Below are 20,935 nucleotides of genomic sequence, written 5' to 3'. Positions count from 1 at the left end.
GTCACCGTACGCAGAGCTAAATCTGTGCTCAGGCGCGTGCTGGCGCGACCCTCGTGGTCGCGCCGTTATGCGCGAGGGACGAGTAGCGCAGGCCTTTGGCCGAGCAACGCAGGAGGCTGGGGAGGTGTGTGGCTGTCGCAGGGCGGTTGCGGGGCTGTGCTGTACATAGGTGACGGGAGTAGCTAGCGTCACGCTGTTTTTCCAGGCCGAGAATGCGCTAGCTACTGCCGTCACCTGTGAATTTCCGCACCGCTATTAGACCGACCCTCGTCCTCCCCAGCCTCCTCCTTCGCTCCCTTCGGTCGCTCAGTCGTCCCTCGCGCGCGTTGCTCACGCGCACCAGAAAACCCAGAAGTCAGTGTCCCGCGCGCCGTGACCTACTGAGACCGTATCACACGTCCGACTCGGGTCGCGACTCCGTTCGAGACCCGCCCATCAGCCCTACCAGCACGCGGTAGCCCAGAACCGCAATACCCGCTCCCACAGCGTCGGCGACCATGTCCGCGACCGAGAAGTGGCGCGCGGCCAGCGGGGCCTGCACGAACTCCACGCCGACGCCGTAGCCGACCGCGAGCAGGGCCGCGACGCCGGCCACGACCGCGGGGCTCCGGCCGGGCGCGAGGGCGACCGCGAGCGACCCGGCGAGCGCGGCGTACGCCAGCGCGTGGAGCCACTTGTCGATCTCGACGAGGCCGAGCGGGCCGAGCGCGGGCAGCCCCGACGACGGCGAGTCGAGCACCGAGGCGTAGAGGATGCCGCCCGCGATCAGGACGACGGTCGCCCAGCGCAGCCAGCGCGGCGGTCGGACGTCGGCGAGGACCATCCCGTCGAGATTCTCGCCCGGGGGTGTAAAAGCCGACGGTCGGCGGCGGCCGGGCCCGCCCCGCGCGAGCCGCCGGGAAGCCTGTCGACGTAACCGGTCCCGGTTACGCGCTCACGACAACGACTAACAGGATACCGGCCTAATACAATGATAGACCGTTACTATGACTGACCTCGGCGGATTTCAAGACCACGTCGCCCGGATCGACCTCGGTGACGACAAGGTAGACTACGAGAGCATCGACGACGAGGACGCCAAGAAGTACATCGGCGCGCGCGGCCTCGGCGTGAAGTACGTGTTCGACAACGGACCGGACGTCGACCCGCTCGGCCCGGACAACCTGCTGGCGTTCATGAACGGGCCGCTGACGGGGACCCAGACCGTAATGAGCGGCCGGATCGCGGTCTGCACCAAGTCGCCGCTCACCGACACCGTCACCGACTCCCACCACGGCGGGTGGTCGGGGGCGCGACTCAAGTGGGCAGGCTTCGACGGCCTCCTCTTCGAGGGGAAGGCCGAGGAGCCCGTCTACGCCGTCGTGGAGGACGGCGAGGTCGAACTCCGCGACGCCTCCCACGTGTGGGGATGGGGCGTCCACGACACCATCGAGGAGCTCGGCGACGAGGTCGACGGTGAGGTGGGGAAGAACCTCTCGGTGATGGCCATCGGGCCGGGCGGGGAGAACCAGGTGCGGTACGCCTGCATCATGAACGAGGACGACCGGGCGTCGGGCCGGGGCGGCACCGGCGCCGTCATGGGCTCGAAGAACCTCAAGGCCGTCGTCGTGAAGTCCTCGACCAAGATGCCCAAGCCCGCCGACCAGGAGACGTTCCAGGAGGGCCACAAGCAGGCGATGCAGGTCATCCAGGAGTCGGACGTCACCGCCCCGAACGAGGGCGGCCTCTCGATGTACGGCACGAACGTCCTGATGAACCTCACCGAGGAGATGGACGGCCTGCCGACCCGGAACGCGAGGAACACCTCAACCCACAGCGAGGCCGAGGAGGACCCCAGCGAGCCCAACATCGACGCCGAGAACGTCTCCGGCGAGAACGTCCGTGAGAACATTCTGGTCGACGAGCCGACCTGCCACTCCTGCCCGGTCGCGTGCAAGAAGGAGGTCGAGGTCAACGTCCGCCACAAGGGCGAGGACCACAACATCCGGATGGAGTCCTACGAGTACGAGTCGGCGTGGGCGCTCGGCCCGAACTCGATGAACGACGACCGGGACAAGATCGCGATGATGATCGACCGGTGCAACGACATGGGCGTCGACACCATCGACATGGGCAACACGATGGCCATGGCGATGGAGGCCTCCGAGGAGGGCCGCCTCGACGAGGGGCTCGACTGGGGCGACGCCGACACCATGATCGAGATGATCGAGCGGGTCGCCAACCGCGAGGACGACCTGGCCGACCTGCTGGCCGAGGGCTCGATGCGGGCCGCCGAGGAGCTGGGCGACGCCGACATGTCCCTCGACGTGAAGGGCCAGACCATGGCCGCCTACGACCCCCGCTCGATGAAGGGGATGGCCATCGGCTACGCCACCTCGAACCGCGGCGCCTGCCACCTCCGGGGGTACACCCCGGCGGCCGAGATTCTGGGCATTCCGGAGAAGGTCGACCCCCAGGAGCCCGAGGGGAAGGGCGAGCTCTGTGCGACGTTCCAGGACCTCCACGCCATCAGCGACTCGTTCGACATCTGCAAGTTCAACGCCTTCGCGGAGGGCATCGAGGAGTACATCATGCAGTACAACGGCATGACCGGGCTCGACCTCTCGGAGGACGAGCTGCTCGAGGCCGGCGAGCGCATCTACAACCTCGAGCGCTACTACAACAACCTCGCTGGCTTCGACGGCAGCGACGACGACCTGCCCGCCCGGTTCGTCGAGGGCGACGAGAAGGCCATCCCGGGCCAGGGCGGCTCGGAGGGCCAGCTCGTCGAGCTCGACCAGCTCAAGGAGGAGTACTACGAGGTCCGCGGCTGGGAGGACGGCGTCGTCCCCGACGAGAAGCTCGAGGAGCTCGGCATCGACGCCGGCCCCGGAACCGGCGTGAGCTCCGGCGGCGCGGCCGCCTCCGGCGACGACTGAACCGCACTCGCAGTCGATTCCGAATCACCGTTTCTTTCGCGCTCGCTCGGACAGCGCCGGCCGGCGACCGCCGGCGAGGAGATACACTCCGACGCCGAGCAGCGCGAGCGGACCGAGCGCGACGAGCCCGGCCGCCGGCCCGCCGGCGAGTGGCCCGCCCGCGAGTCCCCCGCCGACCAGCAGTCGCCCGACGAGCAGGAAGGCGGCGGGCGCGGCGACCAGCAGTCCGACGGCGACGCCGACGCCCCGCCGGACCGGCCGGGCACCGCCCGCCCGGCGGTGGGCGCGGAAGACCGCGTACCCGGTGAGAACCGCGGCGAGCGGCGCGGCGGCGAACAGGAGGAGGGCGGCGAACTCCAGGGTGTCGTTCATCGCTCCGACTCGTTGCCGAACCGTCATAAGTGATTCCGTCGCCCGGGGGTTCCTCCGCGGTCGCGCGCGGCCCTCGGCGGCCGCTAGCCGTTTCGAGCTCCGCAACTCTCCACCTTCTGCCACGACCGCCGACGAATCCGACCGCTACGGCTAACGGCTTCTCGTGCTAACGTGACTCATGGACATTCGAGACGCCACCGACGACGACGTCCCGGCCATCCGGTCGGTCGCCCGCGAGTCGTGGTCGGAAGCGTACGCGGACGTCGTACCCGAATCGGTCATCGACGACGCCGTCTCCGAGTGGTACGCCGAGGAGACGATGAACCGGTTCATCGGCGACGACGAGCAGGTGTGTCTCGTCGCAGCGGACGAGGACGGCGCGGTCGTCGGGTTCGCGCACGGCGCGACGGAAGGGGGCGAGCGGAGCGAAGCGACGCGAACGTCGGAAGGCGAGCGAACCGAGTCTTCCGGAACCGAGGGCGACGTCCTCAGGCTGTCGGTCAGCCCGGACCGGTGGGGCGAGGGTATCGGGTCGACTCTGCTCGAGGCGGTGGAGGACCGTCTGACCGCGATGGGCGCCGAGCGCATCCGGGCGATGGTGCTGGCCGACAACGAGATGGGCAACGCCTTCTACGAGGACCGCGGCTTCGAGAAGGCCGGCGAGGCCGAGACCCAACTCGACGGGACGACCAGGACCGAGAACGTCTACGCCAAGGCGTACTGAGCCGGTCCGGGCTCGCCCGCCCAATCGTCGGCCGGGGCCGCGCGCGAGTTCCGTCCGGCGGCTCGCCGCGATGAAATTTCCGCCGACCGGCTGGCAACTTCTGCCGGTATTCTGTCCGGTAATCTTTCGCGAGGAGATATTCTTTCGACGCATTAGACAGTCGAAGGAATGATGTGGGAGACTACCGGATTTCAGGTGGTTACGTATGTCCTCCGACGACTCGACCGGTCCCGGCGGCAGGCGCTTCGAGACCCTCGCGGTGACCCACGGCGAGGAACCCGACCTCGACAACGGGGTGGGCGACGTCACGTCGCCGATCCACCTGGCCTCGACCTACGCGGTCGACGGCATCGACATGGACACCGCGCTGGAGGACCTCGATCCCGACGCCGACGAGTTCCTCTACACCCGGCTCTCGAACCCGACCCGCCACGCCGTCGAGAAGCGCGTCGCGGCACTGGAGGGCGGCGACCACGCGATGGCGTTCGCCTCGGGGACCAGCGCCGTGGTCTCGACCATCACGGCCGCGGTCGAACCCGGCGACCGAATCGTCGCCTTCGAGGACCTCTACGGCGGCACCAACACGATGCTGAAGGAGCTGTTCCGCGACAAACTGAACGTCGCTGTGGAGTTCGTGGACGCGACCGACCCCGAGGCGGTCCGGGACGCCACCACCGACGACACCGCGCTGCTCTGGATGGAGACGCCGACGAACCCGCTGCTCAAGCTCTGCGACGTTGAGGCGATGGCCGAGATCGCCGACGAGCACGGCGCGCTGCTCGGCGTCGACAACACCTTCATGGGCCCGTACTTCCAGCGCCCGCTCGAACTCGGCGCCGACGCGGTGGTCCACAGCACCACGAAGTACATCAACGGCCACAGCGACTCGCTCGGCGGCGTCGCGGTCACCTCGGACGACGAGTTCGCGCGGGAGATCGGCTTCCTCCAGCAGGTCGGGATGGGCAACGTGATGGCGCCGTTCGACGCCTACATGGTGCTCCGGGGGCTGAAGACCCTGCCGCTGCGGATGCGCCAGCACGAGACGAACGCCGCGGAGGTCGCCGCGTACCTGGCGGCCCACGAGCGGGTCTCGGCGGTCCACTACCCCGGCCTCGAGGCCCATCCCCAGCACGACCTCGCGAACGAGCAGATGGACGGCCACGGCGGCGTCCTCTCCTTCGAACTCGACGGCGGCCTCGCCGCGGTCGAGCGGTTCGTCGCCGCGCTGGAGGAGTTCACGCTCGCGGTCAGCCTCGGCGGCGTCGAGAGCCTGATCGAACACCCCGCGAGCATGACCCACTCACCGCTGCCGGCCGAGGAGCGGGCAGAACTCGGCATCACCGACGGGCTGCTCCGGGTCTCGGTGGGCATCGAACATCCGAAGGACCTCGTCGCGGACCTCGAACGCGGGTTCACGGCGATGGAGGAGGCGGAGGTCTCGGCGACCGACGCCGGGACCGCGGTCAGCGACTGACTTCGGTCGTTCCAGTTCTGTCACCGACTCTGCTCTTCTCTCTCGCGGTCGCTCCCGACGACGACCGCATCGCGCAGTTCGAGCGCGGACTCGAACTCCTCGCGGCGGTCCTCGCGCCGGCCGACCCGGAGCAGTTGCTCGGCGTTCGCGCGGGCCACCGCCTCGCGCTCGCGCTCCGACCAGCCGAGGTCGTCACCCACCTCGGCCCAGAACCCCTCGGGCGCGAGCAGCACGGTCCGGACGTCGTCCTCGTGGACGCACTCGTAGCGCCGCCGGAGGTCGTCGGCCCGGACCTCCGCGGCCCGGCGCCCCTCGGCCACCAGGTCCGGGACGCGCTCGCCGGCCACGCTCGCCTTGGCCGCGGTCAGGACCAGCACCTGGCCCTCGATGGGGTTGTTCTCGGTCATCCTGGTGAGGGAGTCGGGGGACGCGCGGTCGTCCGCCGCCGCGTCGTCGGTCGGACCGGGCTCATCCGCCGGCCCGCATCGCCTTCTGGGAGAACTGTTCGACCAGCGAGTCCAGCGTCGCCTCCTCGCCCTCGAAGGCCACCGTGACCTCGGTCAGCGTGACCGAGGGGCCGACGCTCACCTTCTCGGAGGAGACGCTGGCCCGCCAGTCGTCGGCGACCACGTCGGCGTCGCCCTCCTCGTCGCCGTCCGCGATCTCGCCGCCGAGGTTCGAGAGGTACCGGCGGGCCAGACGCTCGGAGATGCCCCGGTAGGACTTCTCGACCCGGGTCATCGATTCGTCTCTACCGTCCCCGTCGCCTGGTCGCCCGCGCCGCCCGCGACCGGCGGGAAGACGCTGAGCGTGTCGCCGTCGTCGAGGGGAGTGTCCCGGCCGTCGATGTGGACCACGTCCTTGCCGTTCTTCATCACCGACAGCTGGGGCCGGATGTCGCCGTCCTCGAGGACGTCGAGGTCGTACTCCTCGCGGAGGTCGGTCAGCACCTCGCCGACCGTGGTCCCGTCGGGGTAGTCGCGTTCGAGGGTCTTCTGGCCGACCGCCTCCCGGAAGTTGGCGAAGAAGCGAAGTTCGAGCGTCACGCCACCACCTAGGGACGCCCGGAGCATAAATTATCGTGCGTCGGGGCCGCGGCGACGCCCGCCGATCGCGCCCGCGAGGGCGCCGACGAGCGACCCGACCGCGACCGCCGACGCCGCGACGACCGGGAACGACGCGCCGGCGAGGTAGCCCGCCACGTCGCCGCCGGCGAGCCAGACGCTCGCGGCCGCTCCGAGGACCGCGGCGGCGGCGATCGCGACGCCGCCGTGGCGCGCGCCCCGGCGACCGCCCGGCCCGCCGAGGTAGCCCGCGACGTACGCGCCGAGCGGGACGGTCAGCAGGGTCGCCGCCGCGAGCGCGGCCGCCACCGAGTCGGGGACGCTGATCGCGACCCCGAACGCGGGAATCGCCTGCGGGCCGAGCGCGGCGACGACGCCCGCCGCGACCGCGCCGCCGTCGAGCCACCGGTCGCTGCGCTGGCCGGCCTTCGCCCGGCGAACCCGGTCGAGCGCGTCGGACCTGTCGTCGCTCATCTGGATTCGGGGAGATACCGCCGCTCTCGTCCTACCGGCCCGGACGGATGCCGTCGCTCACGATGCGGGCGTGGCGCTCGCGGTCGATGCGCTCGCCGAGGTCCTCGTGGTCGTACAGTTGGCCCATCAGCGCACCCATCAGGTCGCGCCACGCCATCGCGTAGATGGGCGACTGGCCCCAGGCGCGGAGTTCGGCCACGAAGTCGTCGTACTGCTCCCACCGGTCCTCGAAGCGCTCGAGGGCGTCGACCACCGCGCCCGCGGCGGCGTCGTCGCTCTCGGCCTCCTCGAACGCGCGGTTGAGCCGGCGCTCCCAGCCCTGGACCGCCCGCTCCATGTCGCGGGCGGCGTCGTCGCCGTCGGCCGGCAGCGATTCCGCGATGGGGTCGGGCACCGTCAGTGAGATCTCGTCCATGCCCGGGCCTTTGCCGTCGCGGCCCAAATACCTACGGTCGCGGTCTCCCGCGACCCGGACCGACCGCATCACTCGCTCGACCGGAACTTGCCGAACATGTTCGGAACACCTCTTTCGGCGGCGGACGCCGTACCGACGGATATGGACACCACTGCGAGAGGCGCCGAGCCGAGCGGTCGCCAGTCCGAGACCACGGTCGAGGTCAGGTGCACCGGTCACGTCCGGACCGCGGTCGGGGAGCCGACCCAGGAGTTCACCTTCGAGGGGACCACGCTCCGGGCGTTCCTCGACGCGTTCTTCGCCGAGTACGACGTGGCCGACCTGCTCATCGCCGAGACCGAGGACGAGGCGACTACCCGCGGGTGGGCCGAACCGCCCGAGGAACTCCCGGGCAAATGGGCCAAGAACCCGGAGGGCGAACAGACCCGGACGTACGCCCGGGTCGCGGTCGACGGCCAGTTCAACGAGCACTTAGACGGTCTCGACACGGAACTCCGCGACGGCGACCGGGTCTCGCTGATGTACCCGTTCATCTTCTGCTGCTGAGATGGGCGCGGGCGCAGTGACCCGGTGGGCGCGGCGGTTCGTCGCCGCGAGCGCGCTCTTCCTGGTCGCCTGGCAGATAGCGGCGCTGGCCGCGACCGTCTCCGGGACGACGAGCGCCGCGGCGGTCCCCCGCCAGACCCGGGTCGCGCTGGCGGTCCACGGGTTCGTGCTCCACGCCGTCTTCGGGAAGGCCTACTCGCTGGTGCCGTCGTACTTCGACCGGTCGCTCGCTGTCCCGCGCGCGCCGGCGGTCCAGTTCCCCCTCACGACGGTCGGCGCGCTCGGGCTCGCGGCCGGGCCGCTTGCCGGGGTCCCCGACCTCGCCGCCGGGGTCGGCGCGGTCCTCTGGGCCGCCGGCGCCGCCGTCTTCGTCGCGGCGCTGGCCTGGACCGTCCGGGACGACCCCACCGGTCGGGAGACCGGGACGAGCGACGCCAACGCGGAGCGCCGGCCGGTCGACCGGGCCGCCAACGCCTTCGTGCCGGTCGTGCTGGCGTACCTGCTCGCCGGCGCCTACGCCACGGCGGCGCCCTCCCTCGGCCTCCCCGGGTTCGCCTCGCTCGGGTTCGCGCGGACGGCCCACCTGCTGGCCGCGGGCGCGGCCGCGCTCCTCGTCTTCGCGGTGGGGTTCCGGCTGTTTCCCCGGTTTCTCGTCGCATCGCCGCCCCGGGCGCTGGTCGGGGTCGTCCTGCCCGCGGGCGCGGTCGGCCCGGCGCTGCTCGCGGGCGACCTCTACGGCGGGACGTGGTTCCGCGCCGGCGCGGCGCTCGAGGCCCTCGCCGTCCTGGGATTCGGGGCGGCCTACGCCGTCCTGTTCGTCCGGTCGGAGCGCCGCCGGGTCGGGTTCTACGCGGTCCTGACGGGGGTCGCGGCCGGCGCGCTCGGCGTGGCCGTCGGGCTTCACTTCGCGTTCGCCGGAAGGGGGTTCGAGCTGATCGAGACTCACTTCCGGCTCAACGTCCTCGGGTTCCTGGGCCTCACCATCGTCGGCGCGACCTACCAGTTCTACCCGCCGACGGTCGGGACGTTCCCCGGGGCCTCCGACCGGACTGCGTTGGCCTCGATCGCGCTGGTCGGCGCCGGCCTCGTCGCGGAACTCGGCGGCGCCCTGGCCGGGGCGGAGGCGGTCGTCCTGGTCGGGCGAGCGAGCGCGCTCGCCGGCGCCGCGCTGTTCGCCGGGCTGGTCGTCGGCGTGTTCGCCGAGCGGTGACGGTCGCTCGGGGCTTTCCGCCCGCGAGCCGGCCCGGTCGCTACTCGTCGAGCCGCGTCGTCAGCTGGACCTCGTCGACGAGGTCGCCGTCGATCTCGTAGTGGTCGGCCCGGGTCGCCTCGCGCTCCCAGCCGTGCTCGTCGAGGAGCTCGAGCGCGTCCTCGTTGGTCGCGGGCAGGCTCTGGTAGACCTTGATGCACTCTTCCTCCTCGGCCCACTCGATGCCGCGCTCGAGCAGCGTCCCGCCGACCCCCCGTTCGCGGTTCTCGGGGGCGACGCCCACGGTCAGCTCCGCGGTGTGGCTCCGGGCCGGCAGCTCGAACCCCTGGAGGTGGACCCACCCGATTATCTCGCGGTCGGCGCGCCCGTCCTCGCTCGCGCCCCCGTCGTTCTCGCGCCGGAGCTCGGCCACGAAGAACATCCGGGACTCGCGGTCGTTGAGCCGGACGAGCGCGCCGTCCCCCTCGATGGCGTCATCGGACTGCGTCCGATTGCCCGTCGGAGTTCGTCCGACGACGTCGGCGACGCGCTCGTCGACGACGATGGCGCCCTCGTCGGCGGTCTCGCGGATGAGGCCGGCGACCGCCTCGCGGTCGTCCTCGCGGGCCGGTCGCGTGACGTACTCGAACTCCTCGGCCCCGTGGGTCCGCTCCTCGGCGTCGGGCGAGACGCAGAGCCGGCCGTCGCGCTCGGTCAGCAGGCCGTCGGCGAGCAGCTCCTCGACGTGCTCGCCGAACTCCGGGACCGAGAGCCGGCCCTCGGGCTCGGTGCCCGACCGCGGGGGCTTGGCGCCGACGGTCTCCTCGACCCTGACCGCGTCGCGGACCTCCTCGCGGGTCGCCGACCCGTGGCGCTCGACGTACCGGTAGACGCGGTCGGTGACGTCGCTCTCGAACTCCAGTTGCGGTGTGCCCATGTCGGCCGTGGGTACGCCGTCCGGGACCAAGGTTATTCACCGGATACGGCGGGGTATGCGACGGATACGTCCGAGCATTTACTGACTGCCGAGTGAAAACTGAATCGAACGTCGCGCCGGTGCCGGTCCGTCCCCGACCGGAGCCGACGGACGCCCCACGCCCGGTCTACTTCTCCTCGACGTGCCGGACCGACGCCGCGATGCCGCGGGTGCTCTCGGCCATCTCCGGGCCGGACATCTCGGCGCGACCCACGGCGAACGCCTTCGGTCCCTCGATGACCACCTCGTCGCCGACCCGGATGTCGTCGTCGGCGTCGACCACGCCCGGCGCGAGCACGCTCCCGTGGGGCGCGAAGCTGTCGATCTCGACGCGCTTGGTCGGGGCGTCCGACTCGACCCACCGGCGCGCGCCGGCGAGGGTGAACGAGAGCACGCCGTACTGTGGCACCATCGCCGCGAGCTGCTCCCCCTCGCGGTCGTGCACCCGGAGCTTGGGGTAGCGCGCCTCGGTCTGCACGTCCTCGAAGAGGGCGTCGCCCGCACCGTCCCCGAACTGGTAGTCGGCGATGGCCTTGACGGTGTTGTGCTGGCGCTCGCGCTTGCCGAACTTGAGTTCGCCGTCGAGCGTCCGCATCAGGTTGCCGAGCGACTCGGTGGTCGTCGGGTGGTCCTCGACGGTGTACTCGAACTCCATTCCGAGGTCGACCTCGACGCGCTCGCAGACGTCGCGGTACCCCTCCGGCGGGACGTGGGCGACGACCCGCGGGTAGTCGTTGCGCTCGAGGTAGCGCCGGAGCACCTCGGCGACGAACTGCTTCTCGTCCTCGGACCACCGGCCGGTCACCACCGAGTCGTAGTGCTGGGCGGGGTAGGTGAGCTCGAGCTCCTGGGGCACCACGCCGATGGGCGAGGTCATCGAGACGGTGTGCCCCCGGAACTGGACGGCGTCGTGGAACTGGCCGTGGCTCTGGGACTCGCTGTACGGCTTGGTGGCCGAGCAGGGCACCAGCACCAGCGGGTTGTCGAACCGGCTGCGGTACCGGGTGGTCACGCGCTCGGCGAACCGCTGGATCTCGACCCGGCGGATGGTGTCCTCGGTCGCGGCCGAGAGCTCGGCGTCCCGGAGCACGGGCGTGCGCTGCTCGAGGTACGACCACTGCTGGTCGAACTCCCGGAACGCGGCGGTGAGCCACTGGTCGTGGCGGGCCTGGCCCTCGATGTAGTCCCGCAGCCGACCGCTCCGGACGCGCTCGCGGACGATGCCGAGCTCCGCGCGGAGCGCGTTGACGTTGTGGTCGGCGCAGTCCTCGCGGGTGAACTCCGAGACGGGCTGCCGACACGCCGGACAGGCGCACGGCAGTTCCGAGAGGTCCTCCAGGTAGTGGGTCCCCTCGCTCGTCAGGTACTTGCCCTGCGTCCCCGCAACCACCGCGCGGTCGGTGTCGACGAGGTCGACGCCGGCGTAGACCAGCGTGGCGACGTTCGCGGGGGTGGCGACGCCCGGCAGGTAGAGCGCGCTGTCGCCCGGAATCGCCTCGCGGGTCTCGATGATAGCGTCCCTGAAGCCCGCGCCGTGGCCGACGAACCCCTGCGCGCCCGAGAGGACGTAGGCGTCGGCGCCGTAGTCGTCGGCGGTCTCGGGCGCGACGACGGCGGCGCTCGGGTAGTCGACGTCGGGGTACTCGACCGCGAACGACTCCATCACCTCCTCGTCGGTCCCGCTCGGGAAGCCGCGGTGGGGCAGGATGGTGAGCACGTCGTCGCTCCCCTCCGGGAGCTCGCGGTCGGCGGTCCAGAGGCTGCCGGCGTCGGCCAGCAGGCCGTCGGCGACGGCCGGCGTCGTCACCGAGTCTGCGAGGCGCAACTCGGCGATCCGCGCCGGTCCGTCGCGCTCGTGGACCTCGAAGTAGTCGGTCATACCTCCGGGTCGGGGGCCGACGGGCAACTATCTTGCGAGACGGACTGGCTACTCGACGACCCGCTCGGGCTCGTCCTCGCCCTCGCCGGGCTCCATCCGGACGGTCAGCGCGTTCGCGACGAGGTTGCCGTGGCCCCGCCGGAGCCGCTCGGACAGCGCCTGGTGGGAGATGTCGAGGTCGTCGGCCAGGTCGCGGGCCGACGTCCCCCGGGGCACGTTGTAGTAGCCGGTCTCCAGCGCGGTCGTGACCGCCTCGTACTGCTGGGTCGTCAGCCCGAACTGCCCCTGCGTGTCGCGCCGGTCGAGCTCGTGTATCTGCTCGACGTCGATGCCGAGCTCGCGGTCCCGCGAGAAGTCCTCCGTCTGGGAGACGGCCTCGCGGTCGGGAAACAGGATGCGGAGGTGCCACCTGTCGCCCTTCCCGCGGGCCTTCAGCACCGCGGCGCCGTGCTCGGTCATCGAGTGGAGCAGGACCTCGACCGACTCGACCCACTCCATCCGGTAGAACCGGCCGTCGGCCAGCTCGGTGAGCCGCTGCTCGTTCTCGACCGAGGGGTCGTCGGCGAGCGCGTCCTCGAACTCCCCGAGGTCGTCGCCCGACGCCCAGACGAACGGCATCACGCGGCCGTCGTCGTGGGCGACGACGCGCTCGGCCTCGACCGCCACGTCCGAGACCCGGGGCAGAGTCTCCCGGAGCGCGAACGCCTCGGCCGGGACGCCGAGTTGCGCGATTGTGCTCATGCACCCCGGTACCACGCACACACGGATATGCGTTGTAGCCGAGCGCTCGGCGGCGTCGGCGGAGATCGCGGGTCCCGTCCGGGCCGTCCGAATCCGCCTCGGCCGTCCGTCGGACCGAAGTCATTATCCGACAGAGGTGAAATCGCTCGACAAATGGAATCGGACGCGACCGACCGCGGCGAGTCGCGGTCGCGCGGACTGTCGCTGGCGTGGTCGCTGGCGCTCGCCGCGCTGGTCGCCGTCTCGCCCGCCTACGACCTCTACGAGGCCGGAACGGTCTCGTGGGGCTGGCTCGCGGTCGGGGCCGTCGCGTGGGGGACGGCTGTGGGACCGGCCGCGGCGAGCAGCTACGGCCGGCGGGTCGGGGCGTGGTTCCGGTCAGTCGGTGCCATCGGTCGGGCCCTCGTCATCTTCGGCTTCGCGGGCGCGGCGTGGGCGTTCCACGCCGCGGTCGACCCGCCGGCGGTCGCGGTCGACAGCTTCGTGCTCGGCGGGATGGTCGGCCTCGCCGCGGTCGCGCTGTGGCGGGAGATACGGTCGGGCTGACGGGAGCGCACTTCTTCTACGACTCGCTGATGTCTACCGTCTCGACGCGCTCGGGAACCAGCGAGAGCGCGTGCGCGGGCCAGCCGCGGTGGGCCAGCGTAAATTCGGTGTCGGGGTTCGCCTCGTCGAGCCGGGCGACCCCCTCGGCGGCCGACCGGTACCCCTCGGCGTCCATGCGCTCGGGGACCTCGGCGGTCAGCGGGTAGGTCTCCGAGAGGTCCCGGGGGAACGGGCCGAACGGCGCGACCACGCGCCACGACTCGTCGTAGCGGTCGCTGGGCCCGCCCTCGGTGAGGAGGACCGACCCCGACGGATCCAGCCGGGCCAGTCGGTCGTGGTGGCGCACGACCTCGGGCCGACGGGCGCTCTCGCCCGAGAGGTAGAAGAAGGCTCCCTTCGAGGTCCGGTCCTCGCGCTCGAGCTGGGCGGCGTGGTCGCCCAGCGCGCGGTAGCCGTCGAGCATCGCGGGATGGGCCCGGGCTCGGGTCTCGACCAGTTCGAGCAGGTTCCCCGACCGCAGGGCCTGCTTGACCGTCCGCATCTCCCGGAAGGTGACGTGGAGGTTGTGCTCGGCCAGCAGCTCCTCGCGCTCGCGGTCGCCGAGGGTCCGGAGCTCCGCCGGCGCGTGGTCGGTACAGACCGGACACGAGCAGGGGAAGTAGTCGAGGTCGTCGAGCTGTTCGGTGCCCCTGACGGTCAGGTAGCGGTCGTCGCGGGCGTACAGCGCGTAGGCCGCCGAGTCGAACAGGTCGCAGCCCATCGCGACCGCGAGGGCGAACATCATGGGGTGGCCCGCGCCGAACAGGTGGACCGGCGCGTCGGCGCCCAGCCCGCGCTTGGCCGCCGCCACCACGTCGACCATGTCGGCGTACCGGTAGTCGTTCATCAGCGGGACCACCGCGCCGACCGGGAACACGTCGAGGTCGGTGGCCTCGGCGTGGCGGCCCGCCTCCTCCCGCAGGTCGGGGTAGGTCGACCCCTGGACCGGCGCGTTCACCAGCATCTCGCCCACGTCGACGCCTTCGGCGACTTCGAGCCGCTCCTGCGTGGTCGCCAGCTCCTCCGCGGCCCGCTCGCGCGGGACGTCCGGCGGCGTCGGGATGTCGACCGGCGTCCCGATGTCGCTCCCGACGTCGCGCTGGAACTCGAGAATCTCGGGCGTGGTCACGTCGATCTCGCCGTACTCGGCGAGCTGGAACGACCCCGAGTCGGTCATGATGGCGCCGTCGAACCCGAGCACGTCGTGGAGCCCCCGGTCGAGCGCCGCCTCGCGGTAGTCCTCGCTCCCGTAGAAGATGTAGGAGTTGGTGATGAGTATCTCGGCGCCGAACTCCGCGGCGAGCCGCGACGGCTCGACGGTCCGGACGTGGGGGTTGACGACGGGCAGGAGCGCGGGCGTCTCGACGGTGACGCCGGCCCGGGGCACCGAGAGCTCCCCGATGCGACCCAGCCCGTCGTGGTCGCGTACCTCGAAGTGGTCCCTCATTGGCGCGCTATTGCCCGAGGGGCCGGGTAAGGGTTCCGTTCGCGGTCGCCACTCAGAACGTTTATCTGTGGGCTGTCCGACGTGAGACCATGCGACGCCGCGCCCTCCTCGGCGTCGTCGGCGCGACCGCCCTCGCCGGCTGCGGCGGTCGCCTCGGCGGCGACCCGACGGACGCAGACTCCCCGACCGAATCGCAGACGACCGACCGAACCACCACCGCCGACCCCGCGCCCCGGCTCGAACTGGCGAGCGGCGAGCTCGTCCGGTCGAACGAGGGGTCCGAGAGCGAACTGGCCCGGGTGACCGGGACCGTCCGCAACGTCTCCGAGGAGACGGTCCCGGAGGCGACGGTGACCGCGACGTTCGAGGACGCCGACGGCGAATCGCTCGACCGGGCGAGCGCGAACACCTCGGACCTCTCGCCCGACCGAACGTGGTCGTTCGAGCTCGTCTACCCCGGCACCGGCGAGGACGCCCGCGCCGTCGCGGACTACTCGCTCGCGGTCGAGACGGGCGACTGAGACCGTCGACCGTGGGTCGGTGAATCGGCGGTAAAACGCTGCTCTTTCTCGCCAGTAGGTGACGAAGCTCGTCCGAGCAACTGCACGTCGTTGCAGCCGACGGCACGACGCCGATAAAAAAGAACGGTCAGCGAATCGCTTACTCTGCGGTCTCGTTCCGCGTAATCTCGTAGCTGAACCCGATGACGTCCTCGGGCATCACCTGGAGGTCCCAGCTGCCGGCCTCGGGGTCGTCGATGCGGTAGACGAACTGCTGGCCGCCGCTGCGGTACGAGTACTCGCCCTGCTTCTGGGTGTTGGGGTTGTTCGACTCGCTCAGGTCGACGTAGCCGCTGTCGGACACGCGGACGCGCTCGGCGTCGACCGTGGTGCCGTCGGGCTTGACGAACGTCACGTCGAAGTTCGCGGGGTCGGAGTCGCCGCTGGTGCCGTAGCCCGACCGCGGGGAGAGCGTGAGCGTGACGTTCTGGGCGTCCTCGCTCACGTCGAACGACGTCTCGAACGGCTCGTCGGGCTGGTTCCAGACGTCGAAGTTCATGCTGACGCGCTGCCAGTAGTTGTTGTCGTCGTCGCGGTTGGGGTCCTTCAGGCCGAGGTCGAGCTCGCCGCGGTAGCGGTTACTGTCGGCGTCCTCCGGCGGGGAGAACGTGACGGTCACGGTCGCGGTCTCGCCGGCGCCGATCCTCGACGGCGCGTCGATGTCGACCCACGCAGGGTCGACCTGCGAGGAGCTGCTGCCGTACCGGTTGCGCTCGGACTGGAACTGCGGGCTGAGCGGGACGGCCTGGTCGCCCTTGTTCTCGATGACGATCTGCTTGGTCGTGGTGTCACCGGCCTCGACCTGCCCGCGCAGGTAGGTGCCGGAGACGATGTCGACCGTCGGCTGCTTCCAGACGCGGACGTTGACGCCCGCGGCGTGGACCGGACGGGCGGGCCGGCCGGGGTACGTCACCGTCTCGTTGGTGAACGCGACCTGGCCGCTGTAGTGGCCCATCTCGGCGCTCTCGGGAACGGAGACGGTGACGGTGAACTTGGTCTCACCGCCGGGGGCGACCGTCGAGTCGCCCTCGATGGAGACCCACGACTTCTCGAGGAGGTTCTCGCCGACCGGGGGCACGTAGACGTGCGGGTCGAGCTCGACCTCGGAGTCCTCGCGGTTGGCGACCGTGACGTTGAACGTCGTCGACTCGCCGGGCTTGAGCTCCGGATAGTCGTAGTCGCTCTCGACGTAGAGCTTGGTGTAGTCGGTCGACGTCGAGTCCGAATCGGACGACTCGGACGCCGAACTGCTGTCCGAGCCCGCGTCCGAGTCGGTCGCGGTGGTCTCGTTCGCGTCGTCCTGTGCTGCCGATACTGTCGAGTCCGTCAGGGCGGTCGAGTCGGTGGCCGACGGCGTCAGCGCCGTGGCGGCGGGCACTGAACCGACGACCAGCACGACGAGGGCTAGGGTTCGTAGTTTCATGTTTCTACCGCAACTCGCGCTCACGGACGGCTCCCGGAAGTGGAGGGCAGTCGCGGTGGCGGAGTTGCTCGTCTGACGTTTCTCAGGTTGGCCTTAAATGTTTTACGAGCTATGGTTTCGCGCATTAATTCCCGCCTTCGACCGGTTTGGCCGTCTATAATTCCGGTCTGCCGACGTTCCTTTCCGCTGTCCGAACGCCTCGACGGTCGGTCGGGGAGCGCTTCGACGCTCAGTCGAGGAACGGGCCGACGTTCAGTCGGCGAACGCCTCGTAGTAGAGCACGCCCAGCGTCGTCCGGCCGTCGCGGATCTCCCGGCTCGCGACGTGGTCGCGCAGCGCCTCGAACGTCGCGGTGTCGACCCGGATGGACTCGTCGTGGTCGAGCTGCTGCTCGGCGGTCGGGGTGCAGCCGCGGGCGACGAAGAAGTGCAGGACCGAGTTCGCCACGCCGTTGGCGGGCTCGATGCTGGTGAGCAGCTTGACGCTGTCGGCCTCGTGGCCGGTCTCCTCGCGGAGTTCCCGGCGGGCCGCGGCGGCGAGGTCCTCGTCGTCGGGCTCGGTCCCGCCGACCGGCAGGCTCCGGTTGACCCGCCGGACGGGCTGGCGCCACTCCTCGATGACGACCACGTCGCCGTCGGGCGTGAACGGGAGGATCACGACGCTCTCGGGCTCGGCGAGGTAGTCGAAGTCGGTCTCGGTGCCGTCGGGCAGTCGGACCTGCTCGCGCCGGACGTCGAAGCCCGGACAGGAGTAGGCGACTTCCGAGTCGAGCAGGTCCCACGCGAGCGGGTCGTCGGTCGGCTGCTCGTCGGCGGGTCGCTCCCCTGACGTGCGTTCGTCGGTCATACCCGTGAGTCGCGCGGCGAGCGCGAAAAAAGGTATCATTCGCCCGGCTTGCTCGCCCCGCCCGTTCGATTTATCGACTTCCCGTACCAACCTCGAACGGGGGTCCAGGCATGAGCGAAACGGCACGGAGCGACGACGACATCGGGGGATACGTGTCGGCGGCGACGGCCCTGCTCGGCGGCTGGATCGTGGTCGGAGCGTTCGTCTTCGCACCGATACCCGTGGCCGACTTCTGGAACGACATCGTGGTCGGCGCCGCCGTCGGCCTCATCGCCGGCTACAACGCGTTCCGGGCCGACGACCCGGAGGGCATCAACACCGGCGCCGCGTCGCTGGTCGCGCTGCTCGGCCTCTGGATGGTCGTCGCGCCGTTCGTCTTCGAGACGACCGGCGCGGCCTCGTTCTGGAGCGACGTGATAAGCGGCGCGCTGGTCGCCGTCCTCGCCGGCTACAACGCGTACCGGTCCCGGGGCGTCGATCGCCGCGCGCCGACCGCCGACGCCGAGACCCGGTAGCCGAGTTCGGCCGGTCGTTTTTCGCGGCATCCATCGTTCTCGGAGCGACGGCTGCGTCCCTCAGCGCACGGGCCGACGCGACGGCCGGAGCACACTTCCCCGTCGCGGCCGGAAGTCGGACGGGGGAGACCGTGGCTTCGATACCACCGATACTCGACATCCGAGACGACCTGCGGCGCGCCCGCGAGGCGGCCGACGCGGACGTGCGCGACGACTTCGAGACGGTGCGCGACCGGCTCGACGCGTTCGGCGAACGCGACCTGGCCGACCGCGAGGGCGTCGTCGACGAGATCGACAACGAACTGCTCCGGGTCGAGGAGCTGCTTGACGACGACGAGGCGTCGCGGGCGATCCAGTCGGCGCGAAACCGCATCCACATCTACCGGGAGAGCCGCGAGCAGACCGCCGAGGACTTCGCGGTCGTCGACTCGTCGGTCGACGAGTCCGACGAACCGGCCGCCGACGGGGTGCTCCCGGTCGGCGAGGTGACGCTGTCCGTGACCGTGGCCAACACCGGCGACGACGCCGAGGTCGTCCCCGTCGCCGCGTTCTACGACGAGCACGGCGACGAGGTCGAGTCGGTCCGGGGGCCGGCGTTCGACCTCCCGGCGGGCGTCGAGGAGCGCATCCACGTCGACGTTGAGGTGCCGAGCGAGGCCAGCCGCTACGCGGTGTCGGTCGTCGAAGCGGGCGTCTGAACGTACCGGACCTCGCGCTCGGCCCTGTCGTCGCCCCAGACGAGGTAGTAGGTCATGTCCGGGTCGCCGTCACCGACCCGCTCGTCCTGGTAGCCGCCCATGATGGAGTCGTCGTCCAGCTCCCAGGTCTCGGTCTCGCCCGCGGGGACCAGCACCGAGACCTGCGACACCGGCGTGTGGGCGACCATCGGGCCCGAGCGGTTCAGTCCGGCGACGAACCGCCCCGGCACGTCGCCGTCGTTCGTCACGCTCACGCTGACGGTGGGGTGGTCCGTAACGGGGACCTCCTCCGGAATCTCGACCGAGACCGAGAGCGGCGGCTCCGGGGTCGCCAGCCGCCGTCGGAGCGCCTCGTCGGGCCGCCACTCGCCGCCGGGCCACGCGAGCGCGGCTGCGGCCGATTCGCCGTCGTGGGCCGACTCCGGTAGCTCGAACAGCAGCAGTCCCTCGCCGGAGTCGGCGTCGTAACGCCAGTCCTTCTCACCGTAGAACCGCCAGATGCGCCACTGCTGTTCCGTCACCGGCGGGCGGGTCGTCTCCCCGAGTCGGAACGCGAAGTCGTCGGCCGCCGGCGGCGCGGGCCCCTCCGCGGCCACCTCGAGCAGGAGGTACTGGCCGTCCGTCGGGTGGACCCCGATGGAGTCGGGCGAGTTCATCGACACCAGTCCCGGCTGGAGGGCGTCGAGCGCGACCGAGACGTCGGCGTTCGCGGTGGTCGTGGTCGCGCCGGAGCGCTCGGTCGTTCCGCCCGAACCGCCGGTCGTTCCCATCGTCGCGTCGGCGGTCGTGCCGGCCGTCCCGTCGGAGCGCGTGCCGCCGAGACAGCCGGCGAGACCCGCGATGGAGGACCCGGTCAGGGCGAGGAGGGTGCGGCGTCGCATGGCCGACGGTTCCGCCGGTCCCGATAAATGTCTTCTGTCGGGCACGAGCCCGGTGTTCCGGTGTTCCGGGGTTCCGATTCGGCCCTCCCGATTTCCCCGTACTCCGTCCGGAGTCGCCGTCACGCGTACCGCAAGCCTTTCGGCCCCGCGCTCCGCTGTCTCGGCCATGGTGCTTCCAGAGGGGTTCGCGCTCCCGCCGCTGCCGTACCTGGTCGGCCTGCTCGCCGCGGTAGGGCTGGTCGGGGCGGCGCTGGTCCGGACCGACCCGGCCGTCTCCGACCGGACGGTCCTGGCGCTCGCGCCGTGGGTGGTCGTCGGGTCGAGCCTCCACGTGCTGTTCGTGCTCGGCTGGGTCCCCGCGGCGGTCGAGCCGCTGCTCGGCACGCCCGCGGTCTACTTCTCGACGTTCGCCGTCGCCGGCGTCGTCTGGCTCGCGGCGATGGGCTCGGGCGCGGCCCCGGAGCGTCCGCTGGCCGCGGCCGGGACGCTGGCTGCGCTCGCTGCGGTCGGCTACGCGCTCGCCCGCGGCGCGCCGGACGGCCTCAGGCTGTTCTGGCCGCTGGTCGGCCTGGTCGTCGCGACGGTGCTGGCCGCGGCGCTCTGGGCCGCGACCCGACGGACCTACCCCGGCGTGACCGCCGCGACCGGTGCGGTCGGCGCGCTGGCGCTGTTCGGCCACGCGCTCGACGCGGTCTCGACCGCGGTTGGCGTCGACCTGCTCGGGTTCGGCGAGCGGACCCCGATCTCGCGGGCGGTGCTCGACCTGGCGGCGTCGCTGCCGACCGCCGAGACCCTCGGCGTCGGCTGGCTGTTCGTGCTCGTGAAGCTCGTCATCGCCGAGGTCGTGGTGGTGCTGTTCGCCGACTTCGTCCGGGAGGACCCCCGGCAGGGGTTCCTGCTGCTCGGGGCCGTGGCCGCGGTCGGCCTCGGCCCGGGCGCGCACAATCTGATACTCTTCGTCGTGGCGGGGTAGTCCGGGTGATTTATCGCGCAATCTACCGGTTTGCCCGAACTTTGAATTACGTCTGGCGCGCGCTGGCGGACCCTCGTGTCCTGCTGAGCGAAGCGAAGTCGTTCGAAAGGCGAAGCCTTTCGTGATCCCGAAAATCTCCGATTTTCGGGCGACAGGGCTCGGAAGACGAACGCAGTGAGTCTTCCGGTGGTCCGCCAGGCCGCGCGAGGGACGAGCGAACGGAGTGAGCGAGGAG

The 20,935-nt window shown here is 71.0% G+C and carries 24 protein-coding genes; 10 read left to right on the top strand and 14 right to left on the bottom strand.

From position 1 onward, the window contains the following. Positions 1–391: 391 nt before the first annotated feature. Positions 392–823, bottom strand: a complete 432-nt coding sequence (locus DVR07_RS12460) for a VanZ family protein (protein WP_115797611.1) — start codon at positions 821–823, stop codon at positions 392–394. A 163-nt stretch (positions 824–986) separates the two neighbouring features. Here DVR07_RS12460 and DVR07_RS12455 point away from each other — a divergent pair, with 163 nt between their 5' ends. Then, the gene (locus DVR07_RS12455; RefSeq protein WP_115797610.1) at positions 987–2,918 is read left to right on the top strand and encodes an aldehyde ferredoxin oxidoreductase family protein; all 1,932 of its coding nucleotides are present in this window, start codon (positions 987–989) and stop codon (positions 2,916–2,918) included. Between the two features lie 24 nt (positions 2,919–2,942). Here DVR07_RS12455 and DVR07_RS12450 read toward each other — a convergent pair whose 3' ends face one another. Then, positions 2,943–3,290, bottom strand: a complete 348-nt coding sequence (locus DVR07_RS12450; RefSeq protein WP_115797609.1) for a hypothetical protein — start codon at positions 3,288–3,290, stop codon at positions 2,943–2,945. A 178-nt stretch (positions 3,291–3,468) separates the two neighbouring features. Here DVR07_RS12450 and DVR07_RS12445 point away from each other — a divergent pair, with 178 nt between their 5' ends. Both DVR07_RS12445 and DVR07_RS12440 read left to right on the top strand, forming a co-directional pair. Then, positions 3,469–4,014 (top strand): GNAT family N-acetyltransferase, encoded by a 546-nt coding sequence (locus DVR07_RS12445; RefSeq protein ID WP_115797608.1) that lies wholly within the window; start codon positions 3,469–3,471, stop codon positions 4,012–4,014. Between the two features lie 205 nt (positions 4,015–4,219). Continuing rightward, on the top strand, positions 4,220–5,488 hold the full coding sequence (locus DVR07_RS12440) for a trans-sulfuration enzyme family protein (protein ID WP_115797607.1): 1,269 nt from the start codon (positions 4,220–4,222) through the stop codon (positions 5,486–5,488). 20 nt (positions 5,489–5,508) lie between these two features. On the opposite strand, the gene DVR07_RS12435 is transcribed toward DVR07_RS12440, so the two are convergent. The 5 genes from DVR07_RS12435 to DVR07_RS12415 form a co-directional block, all read right to left on the bottom strand. After that, positions 5,509–5,895 (bottom strand): hypothetical protein, encoded by a 387-nt coding sequence (locus DVR07_RS12435; protein ID WP_115797606.1) that lies wholly within the window; start codon positions 5,893–5,895, stop codon positions 5,509–5,511. Between the two features lie 61 nt (positions 5,896–5,956). Continuing rightward, positions 5,957–6,229 carry a hypothetical protein gene (locus DVR07_RS12430; protein WP_115797605.1) on the bottom strand — a complete coding sequence of 91 codons (273 nt, stop codon included), beginning with the start codon at positions 6,227–6,229 and terminating at the stop codon, positions 5,957–5,959. Continuing rightward, positions 6,226–6,534: a ubiquitin-like small modifier protein 1 gene (locus tag DVR07_RS12425; protein WP_115797604.1), complete on the bottom strand. Its 309-nt coding sequence runs from the start codon at positions 6,532–6,534 to the stop codon at positions 6,226–6,228. The genes DVR07_RS12430 and DVR07_RS12425 overlap by 4 nt, the downstream gene beginning before the upstream one ends. A gap of 30 nt (positions 6,535–6,564) precedes the next feature. Next, on the bottom strand, positions 6,565–7,026 hold the full coding sequence (locus DVR07_RS12420; protein ID WP_115797603.1) for a hypothetical protein: 462 nt from the start codon (positions 7,024–7,026) through the stop codon (positions 6,565–6,567). A 31-nt stretch (positions 7,027–7,057) separates the two neighbouring features. Continuing rightward, complete coding sequence (locus DVR07_RS12415; protein ID WP_115797602.1) at positions 7,058–7,441, bottom strand: hypothetical protein; 384 nt, start codon at positions 7,439–7,441, stop codon at positions 7,058–7,060. Between the two features lie 141 nt (positions 7,442–7,582). On the opposite strand from DVR07_RS12415, the gene DVR07_RS12410 reads away from it, so the two are divergent. Both DVR07_RS12410 and DVR07_RS12405 read left to right on the top strand, forming a co-directional pair. Continuing rightward, positions 7,583–7,987, top strand: a complete 405-nt coding sequence (locus DVR07_RS12410; protein WP_115797601.1) for a MoaD/ThiS family protein — start codon at positions 7,583–7,585, stop codon at positions 7,985–7,987. Between the two features lies 1 nt (position 7,988). Next, positions 7,989–9,197 carry a hypothetical protein gene (locus DVR07_RS12405; RefSeq protein ID WP_115797600.1) on the top strand — a complete coding sequence of 403 codons (1,209 nt, stop codon included), beginning with the start codon at positions 7,989–7,991 and terminating at the stop codon, positions 9,195–9,197. Positions 9,198–9,237: 40 nt separating this feature from the next. Here DVR07_RS12405 and DVR07_RS12400 read toward each other — a convergent pair whose 3' ends face one another. The 3 genes from DVR07_RS12400 to DVR07_RS12390 all read right to left on the bottom strand — a co-directional run bounded on the left by DVR07_RS12400 (position 9,238) and on the right by DVR07_RS12390 (position 12,772). Next, on the bottom strand, positions 9,238–10,113 hold the full coding sequence (locus DVR07_RS12400) for a GNAT family N-acetyltransferase (RefSeq protein ID WP_115797599.1): 876 nt from the start codon (positions 10,111–10,113) through the stop codon (positions 9,238–9,240). A 166-nt stretch (positions 10,114–10,279) separates the two neighbouring features. Further along, complete coding sequence (gene arcS / locus DVR07_RS12395) at positions 10,280–12,031, bottom strand: archaeosine synthase subunit alpha (protein WP_115797598.1); 1,752 nt, start codon at positions 12,029–12,031, stop codon at positions 10,280–10,282. Positions 12,032–12,079: 48 nt separating this feature from the next. Beyond that, positions 12,080–12,772 (bottom strand): helix-turn-helix domain-containing protein, encoded by a 693-nt coding sequence (locus tag DVR07_RS12390; protein WP_115797597.1) that lies wholly within the window; start codon positions 12,770–12,772, stop codon positions 12,080–12,082. A gap of 153 nt (positions 12,773–12,925) precedes the next feature. Here DVR07_RS12390 and DVR07_RS12385 point away from each other — a divergent pair, with 153 nt between their 5' ends. Beyond that, positions 12,926–13,318, top strand: a complete 393-nt coding sequence (locus tag DVR07_RS12385) for a hypothetical protein (RefSeq protein ID WP_115797596.1) — start codon at positions 12,926–12,928, stop codon at positions 13,316–13,318. A gap of 16 nt (positions 13,319–13,334) precedes the next feature. On the opposite strand, the gene tgtA is transcribed toward DVR07_RS12385, so the two are convergent. Continuing rightward, a complete protein-coding gene (gene tgtA, locus DVR07_RS12380) occupies positions 13,335–14,804 on the bottom strand; it encodes a tRNA guanosine(15) transglycosylase TgtA (protein WP_115797595.1) in 1,470 nt (489 codons plus the stop codon). An 89-nt stretch (positions 14,805–14,893) separates the two neighbouring features. On the opposite strand from tgtA, the gene DVR07_RS12375 reads away from it, so the two are divergent. Beyond that, positions 14,894–15,325: an FxLYD domain-containing protein gene (locus DVR07_RS12375; protein WP_115797594.1), complete on the top strand. Its 432-nt coding sequence runs from the start codon at positions 14,894–14,896 to the stop codon at positions 15,323–15,325. 139 nt (positions 15,326–15,464) lie between these two features. Here DVR07_RS12375 and DVR07_RS12370 read toward each other — a convergent pair whose 3' ends face one another. Both DVR07_RS12370 and DVR07_RS12365 read right to left on the bottom strand, forming a co-directional pair. Then, complete coding sequence (locus DVR07_RS12370; protein ID WP_162829544.1) at positions 15,465–16,787, bottom strand: hypothetical protein; 1,323 nt, start codon at positions 16,785–16,787, stop codon at positions 15,465–15,467. A 252-nt stretch (positions 16,788–17,039) separates the two neighbouring features. Continuing rightward, the gene (locus tag DVR07_RS12365) at positions 17,040–17,633 is read right to left on the bottom strand and encodes an NUDIX hydrolase (protein ID WP_115797592.1); all 594 of its coding nucleotides are present in this window, start codon (positions 17,631–17,633) and stop codon (positions 17,040–17,042) included. Between the two features lie 110 nt (positions 17,634–17,743). Between DVR07_RS12365 and DVR07_RS12360 the strand changes: the two genes are divergently transcribed. Both DVR07_RS12360 and DVR07_RS12355 read left to right on the top strand, forming a co-directional pair. Then, a complete protein-coding gene (locus tag DVR07_RS12360; protein WP_115797591.1) occupies positions 17,744–18,148 on the top strand; it encodes an SPW repeat protein in 405 nt (134 codons plus the stop codon). Between the two features lie 131 nt (positions 18,149–18,279). Then, the gene (locus DVR07_RS12355) at positions 18,280–18,846 is read left to right on the top strand and encodes a DUF7553 family protein (protein WP_115797590.1); all 567 of its coding nucleotides are present in this window, start codon (positions 18,280–18,282) and stop codon (positions 18,844–18,846) included. Here DVR07_RS12355 and DVR07_RS12350 read toward each other — a convergent pair. Continuing rightward, the gene (locus tag DVR07_RS12350) at positions 18,813–19,727 is read right to left on the bottom strand and encodes a hypothetical protein (RefSeq protein ID WP_115797589.1); all 915 of its coding nucleotides are present in this window, start codon (positions 19,725–19,727) and stop codon (positions 18,813–18,815) included. The genes DVR07_RS12355 and DVR07_RS12350 overlap by 34 nt on opposite strands. 166 nt (positions 19,728–19,893) lie before the next feature. Between DVR07_RS12350 and DVR07_RS12345 the strand changes: the two genes are divergently transcribed. Then, the gene (locus DVR07_RS12345) at positions 19,894–20,700 is read left to right on the top strand and encodes a DUF63 family protein (RefSeq protein ID WP_115797588.1); all 807 of its coding nucleotides are present in this window, start codon (positions 19,894–19,896) and stop codon (positions 20,698–20,700) included. Positions 20,701–20,935 lie beyond the last annotated feature (235 nt).

Source organism: Halorussus rarus, assembly GCF_003369835.1.
GTDB classification, from domain to species: Archaea; Halobacteriota; Halobacteria; order Halobacteriales; family Haladaptataceae; genus Halorussus; species Halorussus rarus.
This window is presented reverse-complemented; position numbering and strand designations above follow the sequence as displayed.